A 22,954-nucleotide genomic window follows, 5' to 3' on the forward strand; every position below is an offset into this window, starting at 1 on the left:
GCCTTCACCTCAAAACAGATCCTGGTTCAGTCCGGTGTTGCCATGCTCGCACAGGCAAACCAGATGCCGCAGAACCTGCTGCGTCTGCTGCAGTAATCTGCAAAGCAAAACACGTCTTTACAAAAGGGGCGGCCTTCGGGCCGCCCCTTTTCGCGTCGCAACTGTAGTAATTAAAGTCCAAGTGGCGTGCTTCATCATGACCACATCCATTTAGAGATCAGCACAAAATATATACATCAGGATAATTGCCCACCCAGAATTAGATCGCGTGGCTAGGAGTCGGATTCATTTACAAATCATTAACAAGCCCGGCACGGTAAGTGCTTTGCCCCTTACGCAACCATTTGTTTTTACTGCAAAAAGCGAGGAATCTTTTTTCACTGGACACAAATCTAACCTAAAAGTATATTTCACCCTATATATATTACCGTTTTCATCCCTACGTCTGGGCTGAAAATTTTCTGGCAAATGCGCCGGATCACGGACAACAAGATGTTGCCCAGAGCTATCCATGTAGGAGATGCGTTATGGCTCTTAACATTATTTCGAACTATGCTGCCAATGTTGCACATCGCAACTTGACTGCGTCGGACACAGCAGCGACCCGCTCCCTATCTAAACTGTCGTCAGGTACACGCGTCGTTTCTGCGCGAGATGATGCTGCGTCGATGGCGATTGGCGCGCGTTTGAATGCAACGACAGAGTCTCTCAAAACAGCTTCGGTGAACGTTGGTCAAGCCAACTCGATGCTCCAGATCGCCGATGGCGGCATGGCAACCATCGATAACATTCTGGTGCGAATGAAGACACTTGCTGTTCAGGCATCCTCGGGCAACTTGTCCGACACCGAACGCGGGTTCCTCAATGACGAATTCGTTCAGCTGCGCGAAGAAATCGACCGCATTGCTTCATCGACCAACTTCAACGGCATTCAGCTGCTCGGCGATGGTGGTGACGTTGCATTGAACTTCGACGATCTCGCGGCCGGCGGAAGCGGCGCGGCCCTGAGCCCGGTCAACGGCTTCGACAACTTTGCCATCACCGATAACAACTACTGGGCGACCGATACCGATAGTGACATCACCGATAACAACTTTGAAGTTGATATTGATTATGCTGCCGGTGGTCAGGTCATCATGACGGTGAATGCCACTGTTGATGGCGACAACCGTTCGCAGTCGATCGACGTAACGGACTATGCTTCGGGCGGCACCACCGCAATTGGGGCTGGTGAAAATGCGACCCTGAACTTCGATGAGCTTGGCCTGAGCTTCACGGTGAACACCAACTTCTCGGCATCTGTATCGTCGATTGCCGCAGACAACACTGGTGCGTCGAACTTCGGCTCTGACACCACCTTCAACGGCGTTGCCGGTAACGACTCTTCATTGAATGTCGTTAACATGGCCGCTGACAACGGTCAGGCTCTCCAGCAGAGCGTTGATTTCCAAGTCGGAGCAGGAAATACCGCAAACGATCGAATGTCGATTGAATTTTCGTCAGTAGACTCCGATACCTTGGGTGCCGGCGCCCTTGGTACAGAAGTTTCCATCGCTGACCTTGGGGCAAATGCGATTGATACGGCTGCCGGTGCACAGGAGGCTGTAGAAGTTGTAGGTCGCGCAATTGACGACCTGCAGCGTGCCCGTGCCAATATCGGTACCTATCAAAACCGCTTGGACTTCGCCGGACAAAACTTGGCGACCACGCAGGAAAACACAGAGTCTGCACGCTCGACCCTGCTTGATCTTGATGTTGCGGCAGAAATGACCGCCTTCACCTCCAAGCAGATCCTGGTTCAGTCGGGTGTCGCAATGTTGGCACAAGCAAACCAGATGCCGCAAAACTTGCTGCGTCTGTTACAGTAACCTAACTCTCGTCCCCCGGCACTGATTGCCGGCAATCGTCTTTTTCAAGTTTCATCCTGCTGTTACAGGATGGCGGCTTTAAGGAGCTGAAAAATGGAAGTCGTAAAAAACTATAGTGCGTCGAGTGGCTCTGGGGGTATCCCCCATGCTGCTGCGAGCGTACCGGAAGTCGCACCAGCCAAAGTCAGTGCGGTTTCTTCACCGGTGGCAAAACCGGACAACAAACCTTCTGCAGTTCCGCAGAAAATGCAGGATGCCCTTGCAAGTATGGATCTGCCTGACCTTGCCGATGGCACGGCACGGGTTGAGCTGAACTTCAACCAGGACACCGGCCGCGTCGTGGCAAAAGTCACCGACCGCACCAGCGGTGAAGTCCTGCGCGAGCTGCCATCCAAGGAACTGCAGCAACTGTTCTCGCAAATGCGCGAGTATCTCGGCAGCTTTGTCGACGAAGAAATTTAACACAGCGAGTGGGCGCATATAGGCACGGTTCTTGCAGTTCGGTTTGACAAAACATACCGCTAGCAGGCAAAATCAGCCGGGAGCACCCAAGGAGCTACACCAATGAGCAGTCTGAATTTAAATAATATCTATGTTGGCGATAACGGCCGTGTCCAGTTGTCTGGCGGCTCCTCCAACATCGATTTCGTCGACACCGTCGACAAGATGATTGCTGCCCGTCGTATTCCTGCCGACAATCTTGAAAAACGGATTGAAGCAAACGACGAGAAAATTGCTGCGCTGAAAGAGCTGCAGACGCTTGTTGGTACCCTTAAGGACTCCATGGCGAACCTCTATGGTGCGACCAGCTTTGACAACTCGCGCAACATCTTTGAATCCAAACAAATTTTTGCTTCTACGAACAACACCACCGAAGCAGGATCTTTAATAGGTGTTGTCGCCTCAAACGCCGCCGAGACCGGAAGCTACAAGTTCGAAATCAACCAGGTCGCCAGCAAACACAAGCTTTCAAGTAATACCCAGACTGTCGCGGCAAGCGCTGACGTCACCGGACTTACGGGCACTGGCACATTTACGATAACCGGTGGCACTGGCAGCTCAAGCGTGACCGTCGCGGCCGGTGATACGCTTCAGGACATCCGTGACAAGATCAACAACGTCAAGGATACGACCGGCATCCAGGCCTCGGTCGTCAAGGTGTCAGAAACCGAAAGTACACTGATCCTGACCTCGGTCGAGGAAGGCGAAGCTAATCGCATGTCGTTCAGTGACGACAGCGGCAGTGTTTTGCAAAACCTCGGTGTTCTGACAGACTCAACAACGATCAATGCTGCCAACGTTATTGATGATGGCAACAATGCCAGCATTACGCTTGATGGCATCACTGTTACGCGCGGATCCAACGAATTCTCTGATCTTATTGATGGCCTGAGCATCAGCCTCTATGACGCTGAACCGGGGACCGAGATCACGATTGAGATCGAACAGGACCTTAATCAGGCGAAAACGGCAATCCTCAATTTTGTCGAAGCCTATAATGCTGTTCAGACATTCATCAATGAAAAGACTTTTGTTGACCCGACCACGGGCGAGTCATCGGAAGATGCGGTGTTGCTCGGCAATACGTCTGTCAAAGGCATTGAATCTGCCCTGCAACAGATTGCGGGCTCCTTTGCGAACGGCGTAACCGACAGACCCGACAAGGACGATTATTCGGTTCTGGCTGAAATTGGTCTGGATTTCGTTGCCTATGGCGCGAACGAAGACCCGATGCTCAGCAAGACCATCGATCTTGACGAGGCCGCCCTGAACGAGGCGTTGCTCAACGAACCGCAAGAAGTGATGGAACTGTTCCTGTTCCGCGGGAAGTCGGACAATTCTGACGTCACCATGACCGGTTTTGATGGCAAAACCAATGCTGCAACCTATGAGTTCAACATTGATGCATCGGGCGGTACGATCAACAGCGTCACCTACGATATCACCGTCAATGGCGTGACAACGACCGGCAAGAACGCCGTTGTATCGGGCAACAGCATCCGCACGGCCGACGGTTTGCGCCTGTTTTATGGTGGGGATGCAAATGCATCCGATACAGCGACTGTAACCACCAGCATCGGGATCGGTGCGCAATTCTACTTCGAACTGGATTCTATTCTGGACGAAGAAGACGGGACTTTGACCCAGGCCATCTCCGATCTGGAAGTGCAGACCACTTCTTACGAAGAAAAAGTTGACCGCATTGACGAACGTCTTACCCGGCAGCGAGAAGTCCTTATGGATCAGTTCATTGCAATGGAATCGGCCCTTGCACGCATGAAGAACATTCAGAGTTCTCTTGACGAATTAATGGCTGCAGGACGAGATAAAGGTTAACTTTTGTCTGCCATACATGCACACTGAACTCACGCTTAGCATACCAAGGAGTGTCGCATGAACGAACACGCCGCCCATACATACAAGCAACAGCAGGTCAATACAGCCACACCGGCAAAGATGGTGTTCATGCTGTTTGAAAAGACCTTGTCGCGCTTGCAGGAGGCGCAACACGCGATTGAGCGGAATGACATTCAGGGCCGTTGCAATGCGAACTGCAGTGCACAGGAACTGATTGCCCATCTTTCGAACACTTTGGATATGGAACAGGGCGGCGAGATCGCTGCAAATCTGGAACGACTCTATACCCACTGCATGCTCCGTCTGATGGATGTGGATCGGAAAAATGATCCCAACGCCGCAGCAGAAGTGATCAAGCTTCTGACACCACTTCGGGATTCATGGGCCGAGCTTTCTGAGAAAAGCGAAGGCGAACTGCGTCAGGCAGTTTTGACCGCGCAACAAGCACGCCCGGCGCTTACCAACGAAACGGCAACTGCAAGCGAAGAAACAGAACCACAGGCACCGGCGAAAACCGGCCTGTCAATTTCTGCCTGATCCCAAACACCAGGTATCGCGCACCGGATTAAAGACCTCCGAAATTTTCGGAGGTCTTTTTTGTTTTTGGCCTGCTTTTGACCGGGCCCCTAAATCACAGGTTCATTTTTGCCCGGCATCGGCCAACCCCGCAGAAGGCAAAATCTGCCCTTTCTGCTAACACACTGCTAACCTGCTGAAACTATGTAGAAAACGTTAACAATCAAAACTGGCCCGCCACTTGCACATGTTCTGACACTGCTTCCATAAGGACCAAGGTCATGAACAGCTCTGCGATTACAAACAGCGTGATGCCAACTGTCTCCATTCCCGGCACAAACCCGAGCGAACGCAAGGGATCGGGCTTTGGTGATGTCATGGCGTCAATCACAGACAACTGGTCTGAGCAAAGTCATCAGGTCAAATACGACGCGGCAAAATCTGCCCAGAAGAATTTCGATGATCGGCGCTCAGATATGGAAGCCGAAAGATCCGCACGCGACAAACGCAGCATCAATGAGGCGCGTTCCGAAGATCGCCGCGAAGACGACCCTGTCCGCGCATCACATGATGACTACGAAGATCATGATGATCATGCCAAAATCGAAGATCCAAAATCCGATGAACCGCGCGACGTGGAAGCCAACTCGGAAGATGATCGCGCTGGCGAGGACATGGAAACTGCAGATGGCGGTGATCGTTCAAACGATAACGAAGCGACGTCCCAGGACGGTGAAAAAACTGCTTCCGCATCCGACGAAACCACATCAGCAGAATCAGATGATACCAAGTCAGATGGCAACAGCGCCCTGACGGCCGACGCTGACGTGGTCGATCCCAACCAGCCGACACAAGCCGTTCCGCTTCCGGGATCCCCCGAAGCCATTGAATTGGCCAAGGCCGAAGCCGCTAAAATGAAGGCTGCTGGTACTAATGGTTTAGCAAATGCCCAGAACGCAGCCTTGGCAAATGGTCAGGCAGCAACCGGTGCCACCAATGGTAGCGCCACTGCGGATAGCACGACAGACGGCTTGATGAATTCAACTGCCCTGTCGCAACCTGCTGCAGCGTCCTCTGCCAAGATGGCACTGAATGGTGCGGATGCAGGGGCCGGTGATGAAATGTCCTCGGACAAGTTCCTTTCGCGGGTTGTCGATTCAATGACCGGTGACGGCAAAGGTAAAACCGATGTCACCGGCACCACGAACGCAGCAACCACCGGCCAGACCAATAATAGCACCCAGCAGGCTTCCGCAGCCAACCCGGCACAAACTGCCCAGGCAGCACAGCAGGCAATGGCCGCAGCAGCCGGGCCGAACGCGCAAAACAACCCGACCGCCGCGCAGAATGTGTCAACCAACAGTGTGGTTACAGCAACTGGCGGCACTGAGGCCACAGCAACAGCCAACGGCCAACCGGGAAGTACCAGCAGTCTGCATCAGACCAACACGGGTGGTCAGACCGCGCACACCGCACGTCAGGCCCCCTCGCAACAGGTTCAGCAGCAAGTCGCCGTTTCGATCCGCAATGCAGCCAGCGAAGGCGTTGACAAGATTTCTGTTCAGCTTCGACCGGAACATCTTGGGCGCGTCGATGTCAAAATGGAAATCGGTCAGGATGGCCGAATCCAGGGCGTGATTCAGGCTGACACACGCGAAACACTCGACATGTTGCGTCAAGACTCCCGTGCCTTGCAGCAAGCGCTGAAAGACGCCGGTCTGAATGCAGACAGTCAAAGCTTCACCTTCGAACACAGGAATGAAGGTGGCCAGAGTCAGGAAGGCAACGGCCAATCCCGTATGACCGCCGATCAGGGCAGCAGCCCGGATGAAGGTGACGTCATGAGTGGAACCGAACTCGCCGAACATGTCGCCATTGGCTACGGGATTAATCCCAACGGCCTTGTCGATATCCGGATATAGAAAAGGTAGAGGGCACATCCCATGACCGTTTCATCCCTGACAAACGTTGGCCTTTCTCAGTCCAACACCAATGCCGGTTCAAGCAGCTCTGCCAGTCAGCTAGCGCAAAACTTTGATACGTTTCTGACCCTGCTGACCACGCAGCTCAAGAATCAGGATCCGACCTCGCCGATGGAAAGTGACAAATTCACCGACCAGCTGAGCCAGTTCGCCCAGGTTGAGCAAGGCATTCAGAGCAACAAGAACCTCGAAGACCTGCTCGCAATGCAGGGACAGCAGCGTCAGCTCTCTGCCCTGTCTTATGTCGGTGCGCAGATCGAGGCAGTTGGTGATACCAACTGGCGCGACGAAGGCGAAGAGCTCACCTACAAATACAATGTCGCGCCGGAAGTTCCGCGCCTGAAACTGCAAATTCAGGATCAGAGCGGGAAAACGATCTACTCCGAAGAACTCACCGATGTTTCTGGCCTCCAGACCTTTACCTGGGATGGCAAAAACAACAATGGTGTTGAACAGGACGCAGGTGCCTACACGCTGGTTGTTCAACCTATGGCCGCAAACGGTGACACCTTCAAGGATGACAAGGGCAGACCCGCCTCTGTCGCGATTGGGATCATCGGCACTGTCGACAGTGTCGATATCGACGATACCGACATCTATCTCCGTCTTGGCGATGTCTCTGTGCCGTTCTCGACGCTTACCAACGTTAAGTTGGGCGCGAACAGCACCGATACTGGCACTGACAATACCGATAATACTGATAATACCGGGGATAACTCCGGATCTGAACAGCAGGAAGAAGCCGCCTAGGGCATTCATCCGGATTTGATCAACACCCTGTGAAACAGGAGAAGAAAAATGAGCCTTTTTGGTGCAATGATTTCCGGTGTTTCCGGCCTGAATGCCCAGTCTCAGAACCTGGGCGTCATCTCGGACAACATCTCGAACCTAAACACGATCGGTTACAAGGGAACCATCGGTCGTTTCTCGACCCTTGTAACTGAATCTGCCACAGATACCCGCTACACGCCTGGTGGCGTTCGGTTCCATCCGACCGCATTGATCAGCAAGCAGGGTCTGTTGCAGGCAACCTCGTCAACCACGGCAGCAGCCATTTCTGGCGATGGTTTCTTCATCGTTCGCGGTACCGCATCGCCTGGCACCAATGACGAGCTGTTCTTTACCCGTGCTGGCGACTTCAAGCCGGATGATGACGGCTATCTGCGCAACACCGCAGGCTACTATGTTCAGGGTTGGGCGACTGACCGCGAAGGTGGCCTTCTTGATGCGAACGGTAACGCCACGACTTCAAACAGTTCGGCTGTCACCGATCTTCAGGTCCTTGATATCAACTCGATCCTGACGGCAGCTGCTTCTACCACTACTATCGAATTTGGCGCCAACCTGAACTCGGACGAAACGGCTGTTACCGGTGGCACGGCAACCTCGACCACCACGGGTCTCGATTATGATACGACCGATCTGACGACACTTGCCGGCATCAACAACGGCGACCAGTTCAGCATCACTCACAACGGCACAACGACGACAATCACCATCAATACGGGTGATACGCTCGAAGATCTGGCAACTGCCATCAGTGCGGTGACCGGTATCAATGCCAGCACCACCACAACTGGCACGAACGACACATTGACACTCACAGCTGCTTTTGCCGATCAAGGAGTGACCTTCGCCAACGTCACCGGCACACCATTTAGTGCAACGGGCATTACGGTTCCTGGTGTCCCAGGCACCCTCGCGCCGACCTATACTGCAGGTAACCTTGCAACCGGAACAGTTGCCGAAGACAACTCGATGCCTGTTACGATCTACGACTCCCTTGGTTCGGCGCACACTGTGAACCTTCAGGTTGTCAAACTGGGTCAGAACCGTTGGGGCTTCGAGCTTATTGGCAACACCACGACCGGTGAACTTGATACCACCGATCATCCGAACGGTTTGATCCAGGCAGGTACGGTCACATTCGACGGTTCTGGTAACCTTCAGAGCTTTACGGGTGTGCAGGCGACCATCGGCGCCACAACCATCGGTGTAAACGGCAGCCTGGTCGACACTGATATCTCGGCTGAATGGACCAATGGTTCCGACACCAGCGAATTCACCCTTGATTTCGGTACCATCGGCCTTGGCAACGGCATTACCCAGTTCGCTGCCGGTTCTGATGCGAACGGTAACCTCGTCGAATACACAACTCACTTCATCAACCAGAACGGTGCGCAGGCCGGGACCATGGTGAACTATGCCTTCACCGAGGAAGGCTTCCTGCAGGTGGAATTCGCAAACGGTGTGAAACGCCCGGTCTACAAGCTGGCGATCGCAACGTTCGAAGCCCCTGATGAAATGGAAAACCACACTGGTAACGTTTATCGACAGACACGTGAGTCGGGTGATTACCTGCTGCGTGAACCGGGCCTGAACGGTGCCGGTAACGTTGTCGCATCTGCGCTTGAAGGATCGAACGTCGATCTTGGTGAGGAATTCACCAACATGATCGTTACCCAGCGCGCCTACTCTGCGAACACCAAGACGATCACCACAACCGATGAAATGCTCGACGAGCTGATCCGTATCAAACGGTAATTGACATCTGTTTCAGGGCGTTAGCCCGCCCTGAAACATATTGCACCAATAGAGACTCGCCCGGCACAATTGCCGGGCTTCTTTTTGCCCGATTGACTCACTACATTAAGGGCAGAACAATTCGGTCATCAGATATCCAAGCGATTCAAATCACTGATAAATTTGAATCCGATGACTGGGCAAAAATTGCCGGTTGTTAACCTGTTCTTCAGCATGGAGAACTATTCGTTGTTAATGCTGGTCGTATTCCGCACGGATCGATCCGCATGGGGACAGTGGTAAATTTTCGTTTCGGAGCAGTCGAACGTGGGCGGCTTGTTACAAACACTCAAGGGTCTGGGACCAACGCGGCTGATGGCTATCAGTGGCGTGGGCGTGCTGTTGCTTGTCTTCTTTGCATTCCTGATCATGCGTGTTTCAGCCCCGAATATGGAACTGCTCTATCGCGATCTGGATCCGGCTGACGCCAGCCAGATCGTCAATCGCCTCGAAGACCAGCAGGTTCAGTACCAGTTGCTGAACAACGGTACCGAAATTCTTGTCCCGGCCGATCAGGTCAACCGCATGCGTCTGACCATGGCCGAAAGCGGCCTGCCGACCGGCGGCTCTGTCGGGTATGAAGTATTTGACAATTCCGACGGCTTTGGCGCCACCAGTTTCGAACAGAACATCAACCATGTTCGCGCCCTTGAAGGCGAGCTGGCCCGCACGATCGCATCCATTCAGGCGATCCAGCAGGCACGCGTTCATCTGGTTCTGCCAAAACGTCAGATGTTCTCACGTGAAACCCAGGAAGCCAGTGCCTCTATCGCGGTCAAGATGGCCGGTGGCGAACTGAAACCTGAACAGGTTGTCGCAATCCAGCATCTTGTGGCTGCTGCGGTGCCCCAGCTTGATCCGGGCAAGGTATCGATCATTGATGAACGCGGCCGGTTGCTTGCGCGCGGTGATGGCGAACAACAGTCTTCGACATTCCTGACCCAGACCGCCGATGAAATGCGCATTCGCACCGAAAGCCGCCTGCGCAATACCATCGAAGATCTTCTGTCGCGTTCCCTTGGTTATGGCGAAGTCCGTGCCGAAGTTTCGGTCGAAATGGACTTCAACAAGATTACGACCGCCAACGAGCGGTTTAATCCGGATGAGCGCGTCATTCGTTCAAGCCAGACGATTGAAGAAAACGCGACCAATTCCGAGACAGAGGGCACCGATCCGGTAACGCTTCAGAACAATCTGCCGGATGCCAATTTTGATGCCGCAAACGGTGCAGGAACCCAAAGTCAGGAAAGCCGCACCGAAGAAACGGTCAATTACGAGATTTCCAAAACAACCACCACACAGATCAAGGAAATCGGCGAGATTTCGCGTGTGACAGTGGCCGTCCTTGTTGATGGCACCTACACCACGGATGAAAATGGCGAGCGCCTGTATCAGGAACGCTCCCCGGAAGACCTTGAAAAGATCGCAGCACTCGTGCGAAGTGCCATCGGCTATGACCCGCAACGCAGCGATCAGGTCGAAGTCATCAACATGCAGTTTGCTGATACTGCCGACCTGTTCCCGGATGAAGAGATCGAGACGTTCCTTGGCCTCGACAAGGCTGAGATCTTCCGCATCGCCGAGATGCTGGTGCTGGCGATTGTTGCCATCCTCGTCATCCTGCTGGTGGTACGCCCGCTTCTGACCCGTGCGTTCGAAACTCTGCCGAGTGCGGCGGATATGGCACAGCGTCAGCTTCTTGCCGATGACATGACCGCCGACGGCACGCCGGCCCTTGAAGGTCCGGCACCTGTTCCGATGGCACCTGGCATGGATGACGGCGAAGAACTGATCAACCTGTCGCAGGTTGAAGGTCGCGTGAAAGCATCCTCGGTCAAGAAGATTGGCGAGATCGTGGAGAAACACCCGGAAGAAGCTCTCTCGATCATTCGCAACTGGCTGTATCAGGAGAGCTAATTCTCCTGACAGTTATCGGCTCACTGGCAGCCGCAGGGCTGCCTTCCTTTTGTTGCTCAAGGCGTTTTAGCAGTTCGATATGACGGCCATTGAAAAGTTCACATTCTCACTCAGCTTCGACGATGCCGACAACGTAATCCGTTCGGCAGGCAAAGAGGATGAGCATTACGAACTGGGCACGAAAAAGAAGAAAAAGAAAGAAGAAGAAGCCCCGCCGCCCCCGCCGCCTGTCTATACAGAGGACCAGGGCGCACAGATGGTCGCCGATGCCGAAAAGCGCGGCCACGAACAGGGTTTTGCCGAAGGTCACAAACAGGGCTTTGATGAAGCCCATCAGCAAATCATGGCGTCGCTTGAAAAGGCGGTTGGCGATGTGGAATCCGAAATCGCCGAAAAGCTCGCCCAGATTGACGAGCAGCAAAAGCGCGCCAATGCCAAAATCAACGAAGACGCCATTCACGTTGCCCTTGGTGTCATTCGCAAGCTGGCACCGGCCTGGTCAAAACAGTACCAGATGACCGAAATCGAAGACATCGTGCGCCAATGTCTTGCCAACCTGTTTGAAGCGCCGAAAGTCATGATCAAGGTCAATCCCGACCTTGAAACAGAAGTCGGTGCCGCAGCCCAGCGCATTGCAGACTCCCGTGGCTTTTCCGGCAAGGTTGTTGTGGTTGGCGAACCGGACGTCGCAAGGGGTGATTGTCAGGTATCCTGGGGCGATGGCACCGCGGTTCGCGACAGTGCGCGGATATGGTCGGAAATCAACGCCATCATCGACAATGCACTGACCCTGCATGCCAACGACCATGATCTGCCCGAAAGCGATATGGGCGATCCCGAAATTCAGGAAAGCCGCCTCGCCCCCGAGGCGAAGGCACCGGCACAGCCTTCTGCACCGGTTCAGCCAAGCGGACCGGCGCCGGATCAGGCAGAACCAGCAAATCAGATCACACCCGAGATGCCATCCGCCGAAGAACCCGCTGAGCCCGGCTCTGATACGCAAGAAGGCGATGGCACCGCGGCGCGGAATATGCAAACATTGCAAGAAGATACGAAGGCTGAATCGGCAACCACCGATGGCGCGATGCACGGACCTGAAACGGACACGACACCGCCGCCACAGCCGACACCAGAAGCAAACATTACAGATCAGGCGGGAAACAAGCCTGAACCACAAAAAGACCAGACAACGGCGACAGCGCAAGGCCCTGCACAGCCAAGCAATTCCGGCCCGGAAACCGAACAGACGGCTGCGCAGGAAGACCCGACGACCACAGCCGATGAAACGGCTGCTGTGAAGCAACCGACCAAAGACGCAGGAGACGAAAATGGCTGATGATGACGATCTAGAACTCTCGGAGCTCGACGACGATAACATCGAACTCGAGGGCGAAGGGACCGAACTTCTTGCTGCGGCCGAAGCTGGCAGCGAGCAGATGAAGACTTCCAAGGATCTCGAAGCCGTGTACGATATTCCCGTTCAGGTTTCGGCAGTTCTTGGCAAAGCAACCATGCAAGTCAGTCAATTGCTGAAACTTGGTCGTGGTGCCGTGGTAGAGCTTGACCGTAAAGTTGGTGAAGCTATTGATATCTATGTGAACAACCGTCTCGTCGCACGCGGCGAGGTGGTGGTCGTGGAAGACCGGCTTGGTGTGACCATGACGGAAATCATCAAATCCGAGAAAAGCTAACGTAAGAGAGGATATCCGACTATGGCCGAAGGGGGGACTAAAACGTCGTTTGACATTGCGACAGTCGGGGGACTGGCCATTGGCTTTGCGTTGGTGATTGCTGCAATCATCTTTGGTGGATCGCCTGGTGCGTTTATCGATATCCCCTCTGTCCTGATTGTTATCGGCGGTACAGCAGCCATCACGGCTGTCAGCTTTGCGCTGGGCGAGTTTCTCGGCTCTGGCAAAGTGCTGATGCGCACGATTTTCCACAAATCGCGCAATCCGGCAGATGCGGCACTTCAAATTCTTCAGCTTGCTGAAATCGCCCGCAAAGGCGGTGTTCTGTCCCTTCAGGGGCATCTTGATAGCCTGCAAAGCGAAGAATACCTTTGGAAAGGCTTGTCGCTTGTCGTTGACGGCACCCCGCCCGAAGAAGTCGAAGCCATCATGCGCAAGGACATGAACGCCACCATCGGCCGCCACCAGAAAGGTGCCAACATCATGAAAAAAGCCGGTGACGTTGCACCTGCGATGGGCCTGATCGGGACGCTGATCGGCCTGGTGCAGATGCTTGGTAACCTTGATGATCCGTCTTCGATTGGTCCGTCGATGGCTGTTGCACTTTTGACGACCTTCTATGGCGCGGTTCTGGCCAACATGGTGTTCATGCCGCTTGCCGGGAAGCTTGAACGCAACTCCAGCGACGAGGAACTTTTGAATTCGGTCTACATGGTTGGTGCTGTTTCCATCGGTCGACAGGAAAACCCCCGTCGTCTGGAAATGCTGATCAACTCGATCCTGCCGCCGTCAAAACGCGTCAGCTACTTCGATTGATCGTGAATGTGAATATGGTGGTTCTGGCGCATCAACGCTCTTGTGATGCGCCGGGTCCCCGAAACTGATCGGAAAGAGATGATACGATGCAGGTACTGATCGTTGGTGGACTGGGCGGACAGATAGGCGCAGCCAGCAAGATCGCAATGGCGCGCGGCGCTTCGGTCCAGTTGGCCGAAAGTGTCACGACTGCGCTTAACATCCTGCGGGCGGGCAACCGGATTGATCTGGTTATGGCGGATATCACCCTTGATGTCGCCGCCCTGATTGAAGGCATGGTTGCCGAGCGCATCACAACCCCGGTGGTCGCGTGTGGCATCGGCAATGACGTCAATGGTGCGGTCAATGCGATCAAGGCAGGTGCCCAGGAATTCATCCCCCTGCCCCCAGAAGCCGATCTGATTGCCGCGATTTTCGAAGCCGTCACCGAAGAAAGTCACGCCCTGATCCATCGCGATGCGCGCATGGCCGAGACGCTCCGCCTGGCAAGTCAGGTGGCCAACAGTTCGGCATCCATCCTGATCACGGGCGAAAGCGGCACCGGTAAGGAAATCATTTCGCGCTATGTGCACCGCAAGTCCAATCGTTCGGACAAGCCGTTCGTTGCGGTTAACTGTGCGGCCATCCCTGATAACCTTCTTGAATCCGAACTGTTTGGCCATGAAAAGGGCGCCTTTACCGGCGCTCAGGCACGACGTATCGGCAAGTTCGAAGAAGCCAATGGCGGTACCCTTTTGCTTGATGAAATCAGCGAAATGGATGTGCGCCTTCAGGCCAAGCTTCTGCGTGCCATTCAGGAAAAGGAAATTGACCGGCTTGGCGGCAAAAGCCCGGTCAAGGTCGATGTCCGAATTCTTGCGACCTCGAACCGCAATCTTGAGGCCGAAGTCAATGCCGGCAACTTCCGCGAGGATTTGTATTTCCGCCTGAACGTGGTCAATCTCGACATCCCGTCACTGCGCGAACGTCCCGATGACATCCCGGTTTTGGCCGAGTTCTTTGTCAAAAAATACTCTGATGCCAATGACGTTCCGGTCCGCCCGATCAGCCCGCTTGCCATCCAGCGCCTGCTGTCTCACCACTGGCGGGGCAATGTCCGCGAACTTGAAAATACCATGCACCGTGCGGTTCTGATCGCCGGTCCCGATGAAATCGGGCCAGAAGCCATCATGCTGTCGGGCGAAAGCAACGCACCTGCCCCGGCAGCCGCAGCGCCGGTGTCGCAGGCCCCGGCACCATCTGCGTCTGCACCGGCCCCGTCTACGACGGCACGCGCCAGTTCGGCCTATGCCAGTGCCAATGCCGCCTATGGCGCGGCATCATCGGCCTATCAGCCCAGCGCACCTGCACCTGCCGCCCCTTCGCCGTCCGCACCGGCGAATGAGGCCCCTTCTCGGGATAATGACGCAGACAGCGGCGATGATGGTGCATCCGATGAAAGCACGGCTGGAAACGGTTCTGTGACCTCGGCACTTGTCGGGCGTACTGTTGCTGATGTCGAACGTGATCTGATTATTGATACGCTCAAGCATTGCTTTGGCAACCGCACCCATGCGGCCAACATTCTTGGCATTTCCATCCGGACCCTGCGCAACAAGCTGCGCCAGTATACCGACGAAGGACTTGCTGTACCGGCCCCGGGCGACGGTCACGACTGAACATGAAATTTCGGCGCGCTGTCCCCATCTTCAAGGCAGGTAAAGGCGCAACGAACATCGAGCAAGCAACAGGATAACAAGCAAAGACAATGGCCGAAGGTCAAGACATCACACCGACTGGTTCCGGCGGCTCTGACGGCCCCGGCGGCGGTGCGCCGGGCGGGTTAAATCTCGGCGCCATTCAGTCGCGTGTCGCTTCGGCCATGAAACGTGGCGATATCGCCATGGCGCTCGGCTTTATCATGATCCTTGTGGTCATGATGTTCCCGATGCCGCCCTGGCTGCTTGATTTCATGCTGGCGCTTTCAATCAGCTTCTCTGTGCTGATCCTGATGACATCGCTGTTCATCCAGAAGCCGCTTGAATTCAACTCTTTCCCGACGATCCTGCTGGTGGCAACGTCGCTCAGGCTCGCGCTGAACATTGCGACAACGCGACTGATCCTTGGCTATGGGCACGAAGGTACCCATGCCGCCGGTGCGGTGATCGAGGCGTTTGGCAGCTTCCTGATTTCGGGCAATTTCGTCATCGGGATTATCGTCTTTGCCATCCTTGTCATCATCAACTTTGTCGTTATCACCAAGGGTTCCGGCCGTATTGCCGAGGTCGCGGCACGCTTTACCCTTGATGCCATGCCCGGTAAGCAGATGGCGATTGACGCCGACCTGTCATCAGGCCTGATCAATGAAGAACAGGCAAAGGCCCGCCGTAAGGAACTTGAAGATGAAAGTTCCTTCTTTGGCTCGATGGATGGTGCATCCAAGTTTGTTCGCGGTGATGCGGTTGCCGGTATTCTGATTACGTTTATCAACGTGATCGGCGGCATCATCATCGGCACCGCCCAGATGGGCCTTTCCCTCGCCGAGGCAACCGAAACCTACACGATCCTGACCGTCGGCGACGGTCTGGTCTCGCAGATCCCGGCCCTGATCGTTTCGACTGCTGCGGGTCTTCTGGTCACCAAGGGTGGCCTTGATGGCGCAACCGAGAAGGCCGTTTTCGGGCAGGTCAGTAACTATCCGGCGGCCCTTGGCGTTGCTGCTGCCCTGATGGGCGGCATGTCACTTCTGCCGGGCATTCCGATGATCTGGTTCCTCGGATTGGCGATCGGGTTGGGGTATCTCGCCTACTACATGAGCAAACGCCAGAACGCAGCCGTTGCCGAAGAACAGATGAAAGAATCCCAGGCCGCGGCCGATGCCGCCGGCCCGCCACCAGAAGAACCCATCGCCAATGCCTTGCGCATGGACTATGTCCGTCTTGAACTCGGCTATGGCTTGCTGTCGCTGATCAGCACCGAACGTGGCCAAAAACTGACCGATCAGATCAAGGCACTGCGTCGCCAGCTTGCCGGTGACATGGGCTTTGTCATGCCGTCGGTGCGCATTCAGGACAACATGCAACTGCCCGCTAATACCTATGTGCTCCGCGTTAAGGAGATCGAGGCAGGCCGCGGTGATCTGCGCCCGAACATGTTGCTGGTGATGGATCCGCGCGGCGAGGAAATTACCTTGTCTGGCGAAAAGACGATGGAGCCGACCTTCAACCTGCCGGCCATGTGGATCGAACAGGGCATGAAGGAAGAGGCCATGTTCCGTGGCTATACGGTGGTTGATCCGCAAACCGTGATCACGACGCACATCACCGAAGTGATCAAGGATCACATGCCCGAACTGCTGTCTTATGCCGAAACGCAAAAGCTGCTTGATGAACTTGATGAAGACCAGAAAAAACTGGTCGAGGATATCGTTCCGGGTCAGGTTTCGGTTGGTGGTGTTCAGCGCGTATTGCAGAACCTTTTGACCGAACGCGTTTCCATCCGCGATCTGCCGACGATCCTTGAAGGCATTGCAGAATCCACCGCCTTTACCCGCAATCCGACCTTCATGACCGAACATGTGCGGTCACGACTGGCGCGCCAGTTGTCGGATGTGAATACCAATCAGGATGGCGTCATTCCGCTGGTGACCATGTCGCCGCAGTGGGAACAGATCTTTGCCGAAAGCCTGGTTGGTCAGGGCGAGGAAAAGCAGCTTTCCATTCCGCCAAGCCAGCTTCAGGAATTTATCAACAAGGTCAGAACGACGTTCGAGCGCCTCGGCATGATGGGCGAAAGCCCGGTTCTTCTGACCAGCCCGGGCATTCGCCCCTATGTGCGATCCATTGTCGAGCGTTTCCGCCCGAGCACCGTGGTGATGTCGCAAAACGAAATCCACCCCAAGGCACAGCTGAAAACGCTGGGGCAGGTTTGATGCGCATGATCAACCAAACCGCCCTGCTTGCGGAAATGACAAACCGGGGGGAACTGAATGCGTCTTAAGACCTTCACTGCCCCCACCATGACCGAGGCGATGGGGCTCGTTAAAGAGCACATGGGCACAGATGCCATCATCGTCTCCACCCAGGATATCCCCGGCAGTGGTGTGCGCCTGACCGCCGCCCTTGATCGTGATCCCGACTATGGCGATGACGACGGCCCGGCCCCCGCCCTTCAGGAACAACTTGATGCGGTCGAGGCCGCCCTGACGCGGCATAATTTGCCGGAACGGCTGCGCATTCGCCTGTGCGATTTGATGGGGCGCGAAACGGCTGCTGCATCCGAGCAACAATTGCTGGCTGGTGCGCTTGATGAAATCTTTGATTTCTCACCCCTGCCGGAAAAGAACACGCCGCGCGCGCTGGCCTTCGTTGGCCCGCCCGGATCGGGCAAAACACTGGCGGTTGCCAAAACCGCGGCACGTGCGGTGATGAAAAAACGCAAAGTTGCTGTTCTTTCAACCGATTACAAACGTGCCGGTGGCATGGCCCAGCTTGAGGCCTTTACGCGAATTCTCAAGATTGATCTGCTTGCGGCGAAATCACCGGAGGATCTCAAGGCCCGCTTTGGCGAAATCCGCGAAGCCGATGTCATCCTGATCGATACGGCAAGCTGCAACCCGTATCTTGAAACCGAAATTGGCACGCTTCGTGAATTCATGAAAGCAGTGCCGAGCGAACCGGTGCTGGTGAACCCTGCGGGGATTGATGCCTACGAGGCGGCTGACATTGCCAATGCCTTCGCCGATGGTGGCGCAACACGTGTCGTGATCTCGCGACTTGATGTTGCCGCCCGACTTGGCGGTGCGCTATATGGAGCCGATTCAGGAAATCTTTCCCTTTGTAATGTCAGTATGACAGCCCAGGTTGCGGACGGCCTCACCGCCCTTAGTCCTCTTGCCTTGGCAAAACTTCTGATACCGTCCCATCGCGCTGATACCGCGAAACCGAGCTTCTCCGAGGTCGTGAAATGACTACCAAGTCTGATGCATCACCCAAATCTGCCCCGCGGGCCAAAGGCCGCAATGTCCTTGCAGTTGCATCTGGCAAAGGCGGCGTTGGCAAGACCTGGTTTTCCATTACGCTCACCCATGCGATGGTTCTCGAAGGCCACAAGACCCTTTTGTTTGACGGTGACCTTGGCTTGGCGAACATCGACATTCAGCTTGGCCTGATGCCGAAATATGATCTGGGTGGCGTGATTGCCGGGCGGATCAGCCTGAAAGATGCGGTCACCCACTTCCCCGATGGTGATTTTGATATCATTGCCGGGCGCAGCGGATCGGGCAGCCTTGCCAACCTGCCGGCCACCCGGCTTCAGGCGCTGTCGGACGAATTGCTCCAGACCGGCAAGGAATATGATAAAGTATTGATCGATCTTGGTGCCGGTGTTGATCAGGGCGTGCGTCAGATGACCGGCCTTGCCAATACGGTGATTGTGATTACCAACGGTGATCCGACGTCTTTGACCGACGCCTATGCCTTTATCAAGATCACCCATATGGCCCGCCCGAAAACCGATATCCGGGTGGTGGTCAATATGGCCAAGGACAAGAAAGAAGGTCAGGCGATCTATAACAAGCTTCTCAAGGCGTGCGAGGGCTTCTTGAAGATTTCGCCGCCGTTGCTTGGCGTTATTCGTGCGGATTCCAAGGTATCGGAATGCATTCGCAACCAGACGCCACTTTTGACCCGTCATCCGAACTGCGATGCCGCCCAAGATATAGAGGCAATCGCCCAAACCCTTCTTGAGGAGTAGGTTGTCATGACGCTCCCGCCACAAGCAATATCGCCCGGCGCTGCCGTCGGTGGACATGCTTCGGCGGGTGGTACTGCCGGGCAGGCCAATCAGGGGTCGGTCCCGGCACAAATCAATGCAACCGTCACAACCGCCACCCCGCAACAGGTCGCTGCCGCACTGGCAAAACTCCCGGTGGAAACGTTGTTGCAGGCATCGGTTCAATCGCAATCGGGCAATCAACTGACCCTTGCCACCGCCCTTGGTTCGGTCACGGTCAGGATCCCCACTCCGCTTCCAAGCAATCTCGGCGATCTTCTGTGGGCCCGCATTCCTACAACCAATCCCGGCACCGGACAATCCGCAACGGGCGGCAACCCTTCCGATGGCATGCGCCTGCAACTTCTGCCGCAAACCCTGTTGCCAGGGGGATCCGGGGTGACCGGTGCCCTTGCCAACGGAAATATCGCTGGCAGCAGCCTGACACCCGGCCAGACATTTGGCGCGGTCACGACATCCATCCTGACCATGCCCAATGGCACCCAGTTGCCGGCCGGAAGCCAGACACAGGTCATCTTCCTGGGTCAGGGCACGGTAACCGCACAGCAGGCCGCCAATGCCATGGCGTCCGCTGCCCAAGTCGGTTCTGCTGGTTCGGCGGGTATGGCAGGTGGCGCTGGCACGGGCAGCATGGCTGCCGGAATGGGACCAACCATTGCCGCACAAACAGCCGCCGGGCAGGCCCCCGCTGGCACCTTGATGCTGACCGGGACAGTCTTGCCCCCTGATAGTGCCGAGGCCCGCCTGCTGCCGCAGGGTTTCACCGCCCTTCGCACCTCTGCCGGGATTGTTGGCATCAAATTGCCGGTTCCCGCGCCCACGGGCGCAACCCTGTCATTTAACGTTGATCCATCGGGCGGTGCCAAGGTATCGACATCCGTCCCGATGACCGAGGCACAATTGATTGCGCGCGGTCAGGCCGCCGCCCTTACCCATGACTGGGACAGTCTGCACAGGGCGGTTAGTGCCCTTCAGCAACATGATCCCGGTGCAGCACTCAGCATGCTGAACAACATTCCCCAGGCTGGCCCCAAACTGACCACCACGATGATGTTCTTCTTTGCTGCCATGACAGGTCAGGGCGGCAGTTTGCGTGGCTGGCTCGGCGATCGCGCCGCGACCAGCCTGGCCACACTATCCGATACAGACGGTGGCGGGCTTAAACGGCTTGAAGGTGATTTTGCCCAGTTGCGAGCGATGGCAACCGAAGAACGTCCGGATGGCTGGCGCGTGATGGCGATGCCGTTCAATATGGGCGACAAGATCGAACAGCTTCAATTGGGTTGGCGGCATGGCGATCGTGAAAATGATCCCGACAAACCCGATGATCAGGGCACCCGTTTCCTGCTGGATCTGTCTTTCAGTGTGGTGGGTCACACGCAGCTTGATGGGTTGGTGAAGGGCGAGGACAGCAAGTTTGATCTGATTGTCCGCACCGAAAACCCGTTGCAATCCCATAACCGCGATGACATTCGCGGCATCTTCCGCGAAGCCCTTCAAATTGCCGGTTACACCGGCCATATCCTGTTTCAGGATGGGTCGCGTTTTGTCGAAATTGCCCCGGTGCCCGATGGCAAGGACCCGCATTCCCACCATGGGATCGAGGCATAAGCATCATCATTCTGAAATGAATGCTTTTCCTGCCTCGGGCGCGGACCTATCCTTGAATTTACCTCTTATGACAACGGTTGGAAGCCATGCTTGAGATTTATCAGCGCCGTAATCTGATCCAGACAGAGCCGAACCCGGGTACAAGGATTGATTATGTCGTTACCCTGCAAAGCAATCTGACCGGTGCCAAGGATGTCTTTCCGGCACGCTTGACGCTGCGTTATGTGCCGGACCGCCTGATCCTTAAAACCAGCAATCTCGCAGAATATTACGCAGAGATCGCCAGTATCGAGTTCGAGAATTTCGAAGCCGCCGCCGTTTTGTTGATGGATGATTTCAACAACGAACTGGTGCCGCGCTGGATCAGCCTGCGTCTGGACAAACAGACAGCCGATAACGATCAGGTCTTCCACCACGAAACCGCGCTTGAAGACCGGCAGCCGAAATGGGGCAACCCGCGGCTTCTGGATCGGCTTGAACGTTACTAAGCAATCAGCGGAACGGGTTCCCGTGCACCCACTGGGTCAGGGAATAACGAAGACCCGCCGTGGTCGGTGCAACGCGATGCAAAACAAAGCTCGGAAAGAAGATCGCAGATCCCCGCGCCATCGGTGCATCGATAAAATGCCCGGCCGGGTTAAGCTGCAATTGCCCGCCTTCATACTGATCGGGCTCGGAAAGCTGGATCACCATGGTCAGTTTGCGACGACGTGCAACGTCTGATGCGCCGACGTCACTGTGCCAATCATAATGGCCGCGCAAATCCCCGGCATAGCAGGCAATCTGGGCATCCTCGGCAAACTCTGTCAGGGAAAAGTCAAAGACGTTGCGATTGACCTCGGCAACCAGATCGACAATGCGCCGACAGACAACCGGTTCCTGTTCTTCGTTAAACCATGTGATTTTGGATCGGCGAATATGGGTCGCTGCCTGCCCCTGTACGAGGCCACCTTCATCCATCTCGTGGGCAAAGCCATTGATCAGACGGTCACAGGTCGCCGGATCAAGCGCATCCGGGACAATTGCAAACATTTCTTCAGGGAACATTTACGACACTCTCCAGGCCGCACGGGCCTTTTGATTTAACGTCTGGGGCCCAAGATCATTCTTTGCGACAAGATGCTCTTAAGACCAATCATCGCGCGATACCAGAAAATTCAAAACATGTCATCGATCCATGTTCGTGTATCTAGCCACGCAGTTCAATCACCCTACCACCGGCCGCTGCGCCGTCTTCGGGATCATGGGTTACCATCAGGGTCGGCAGGCTGTTCTTGCGGCAAAGGTCAAACACAAACGACCTGAATTGGGATCGAAGACCACTATCGAGTTTTGAAAATGGCTCATCAAGCAACAAGGCACAAGGTTCTGACAACAGAACCCGCATCAGGGCCACTCGCGCGCGCTGTCCGCCCGACAGTGTTGCCGGATCACGATCATAGAACCCGTCCATCTCGGCACTGCCAAGGGCTGCCTCAACCCGCGCCCGCCGGGCCGCACGCCCCTTGATATGCAAGGGCAAGGCAAAGGCCAGATTGCCGCCCACCGAAAGATGAGGAAACAGCAAGTCATCCTGAAACAGAATGCCGACATGGCGGTCTTGTGGTGCCAAGCCATCAAGCAACCTGCCATCAAGAACCACTTGGCCGGTCACCTCAAACGCATCGGGCAAGGTGCCACAGATATGCCCAAGCAAACTGGATTTCCCCGATCCGCTGGGCCCCATCAGGGTGACAATCTCGCCCGGTGCAATGGTCATATCGACCGCAACCAGTTCACGCCCGTCAAGGCGCACCCGCACGTCATGCAATTCCAGACCGTTTTTGGCTGCTTCAGGCAT

At 55.4% G+C, this 22,954-nt stretch carries 20 protein-coding genes; 18 read left to right on the forward strand and 2 right to left on the reverse strand.

The features are described from left to right. From FHI25_RS20740 to FHI25_RS12780, 18 genes are all read left to right on the forward strand, one after another. Window positions 1-96: flagellin (locus FHI25_RS20740; protein WP_282597590.1), on the forward strand; the 96-nt coding region annotated here is incomplete at its 5' end. Window positions 97-527: 431 nt separating this feature from the next. After that, a complete protein-coding gene (locus tag FHI25_RS12700; RefSeq protein ID WP_210518315.1) occupies window positions 528-1,868 on the forward strand; it encodes a flagellin in 1,341 nt (446 codons plus the stop codon). 93 nt (window positions 1,869-1,961) lie between these two features. Beyond that, on the forward strand, window positions 1,962-2,330 hold the full coding sequence (locus tag FHI25_RS12705) for a flagellar protein FlaG (RefSeq protein ID WP_210518318.1): 369 nt from the start codon (window positions 1,962-1,964) through the stop codon (window positions 2,328-2,330). Window positions 2,331-2,432: 102 nt separating this feature from the next. Then, the gene (fliD, locus tag FHI25_RS12710) at window positions 2,433-4,205 is read left to right on the forward strand and encodes a flagellar filament capping protein FliD (protein ID WP_210518329.1); all 1,773 of its coding nucleotides are present in this window, start codon (window positions 2,433-2,435) and stop codon (window positions 4,203-4,205) included. A 57-nt stretch (window positions 4,206-4,262) separates the two neighbouring features. After that, complete coding sequence (fliS, locus tag FHI25_RS12715; protein ID WP_008891644.1) at window positions 4,263-4,763, forward strand: flagellar export chaperone FliS; 501 nt, start codon at window positions 4,263-4,265, stop codon at window positions 4,761-4,763. Window positions 4,764-5,023: 260 nt separating this feature from the next. Continuing rightward, window positions 5,024-6,664 carry a flagellar hook-length control protein FliK gene (locus FHI25_RS12720; protein ID WP_210518331.1) on the forward strand — a complete coding sequence of 547 codons (1,641 nt, stop codon included), beginning with the start codon at window positions 5,024-5,026 and terminating at the stop codon, window positions 6,662-6,664. Between the two features lie 21 nt (window positions 6,665-6,685). Beyond that, a complete protein-coding gene (locus FHI25_RS12725) occupies window positions 6,686-7,474 on the forward strand; it encodes a flagellar hook capping FlgD N-terminal domain-containing protein (protein ID WP_210518334.1) in 789 nt (262 codons plus the stop codon). Between the two features lie 48 nt (window positions 7,475-7,522). Then, window positions 7,523-9,268 (forward strand): flagellar hook-basal body complex protein, encoded by a 1,746-nt coding sequence (locus tag FHI25_RS12730; RefSeq protein ID WP_210518336.1) that lies wholly within the window; start codon window positions 7,523-7,525, stop codon window positions 9,266-9,268. A gap of 354 nt (window positions 9,269-9,622) precedes the next feature. Beyond that, window positions 9,623-11,224: a flagellar basal-body MS-ring/collar protein FliF gene (gene fliF / locus FHI25_RS12735; RefSeq protein WP_008891640.1), complete on the forward strand. Its 1,602-nt coding sequence runs from the start codon at window positions 9,623-9,625 to the stop codon at window positions 11,222-11,224. A gap of 79 nt (window positions 11,225-11,303) precedes the next feature. After that, window positions 11,304-12,560: a FliH/SctL family protein gene (locus FHI25_RS12740; RefSeq protein WP_210518339.1), complete on the forward strand. Its 1,257-nt coding sequence runs from the start codon at window positions 11,304-11,306 to the stop codon at window positions 12,558-12,560. Then, on the forward strand, window positions 12,553-12,915 hold the full coding sequence (gene fliN, locus FHI25_RS12745; protein ID WP_008891638.1) for a flagellar motor switch protein FliN: 363 nt from the start codon (window positions 12,553-12,555) through the stop codon (window positions 12,913-12,915). The genes FHI25_RS12740 and fliN overlap by 8 nt, the downstream gene beginning before the upstream one ends. Window positions 12,916-12,936: 21 nt before the next feature. Continuing rightward, on the forward strand, window positions 12,937-13,731 hold the full coding sequence (locus FHI25_RS12750) for a MotA/TolQ/ExbB proton channel family protein (protein WP_008891637.1): 795 nt from the start codon (window positions 12,937-12,939) through the stop codon (window positions 13,729-13,731). An 86-nt stretch (window positions 13,732-13,817) separates the two neighbouring features. Next, window positions 13,818-15,389: a sigma-54 dependent transcriptional regulator gene (locus FHI25_RS12755; RefSeq protein ID WP_210518341.1), complete on the forward strand. Its 1,572-nt coding sequence runs from the start codon at window positions 13,818-13,820 to the stop codon at window positions 15,387-15,389. Window positions 15,390-15,478: 89 nt separating this feature from the next. Continuing rightward, a complete protein-coding gene (gene flhA / locus FHI25_RS12760; protein ID WP_210518344.1) occupies window positions 15,479-17,641 on the forward strand; it encodes a flagellar biosynthesis protein FlhA in 2,163 nt (720 codons plus the stop codon). Between the two features lie 57 nt (window positions 17,642-17,698). Next, window positions 17,699-18,679, forward strand: a complete 981-nt coding sequence (locus FHI25_RS12765; RefSeq protein ID WP_210518346.1) for an AAA family ATPase — start codon at window positions 17,699-17,701, stop codon at window positions 18,677-18,679. Continuing rightward, entirely contained in the window at window positions 18,676-19,464 is a 789-nt protein-coding gene (locus FHI25_RS12770) for a MinD/ParA family protein (RefSeq protein ID WP_008891633.1), read from the forward strand. The genes FHI25_RS12765 and FHI25_RS12770 overlap by 4 nt, the downstream gene beginning before the upstream one ends. A gap of 6 nt (window positions 19,465-19,470) precedes the next feature. Beyond that, the gene (locus tag FHI25_RS12775) at window positions 19,471-21,114 is read left to right on the forward strand and encodes a hypothetical protein (RefSeq protein ID WP_210518354.1); all 1,644 of its coding nucleotides are present in this window, start codon (window positions 19,471-19,473) and stop codon (window positions 21,112-21,114) included. Window positions 21,115-21,200: 86 nt separating this feature from the next. Further along, window positions 21,201-21,602 carry a hypothetical protein gene (locus FHI25_RS12780; RefSeq protein WP_064788884.1) on the forward strand — a complete coding sequence of 134 codons (402 nt, stop codon included), beginning with the start codon at window positions 21,201-21,203 and terminating at the stop codon, window positions 21,600-21,602. A 4-nt stretch (window positions 21,603-21,606) separates the two neighbouring features. On the opposite strand, the gene FHI25_RS12785 is transcribed toward FHI25_RS12780, so the two are convergent. Then, the gene (locus tag FHI25_RS12785) at window positions 21,607-22,161 is read right to left on the reverse strand and encodes a 2OG-Fe(II) oxygenase (protein WP_008891630.1); all 555 of its coding nucleotides are present in this window, start codon (window positions 22,159-22,161) and stop codon (window positions 21,607-21,609) included. A 142-nt stretch (window positions 22,162-22,303) separates the two neighbouring features. Beyond that, the gene (locus FHI25_RS12790; RefSeq protein WP_210518356.1) at window positions 22,304-22,954 is read right to left on the reverse strand and encodes an ATP-binding cassette domain-containing protein; all 651 of its coding nucleotides are present in this window, start codon (window positions 22,952-22,954) and stop codon (window positions 22,304-22,306) included.

Source organism: Thalassospira sp. ER-Se-21-Dark, assembly GCF_017922435.1.
Taxonomy (GTDB): Bacteria; Pseudomonadota; Alphaproteobacteria; order Rhodospirillales; family Thalassospiraceae; genus Thalassospira.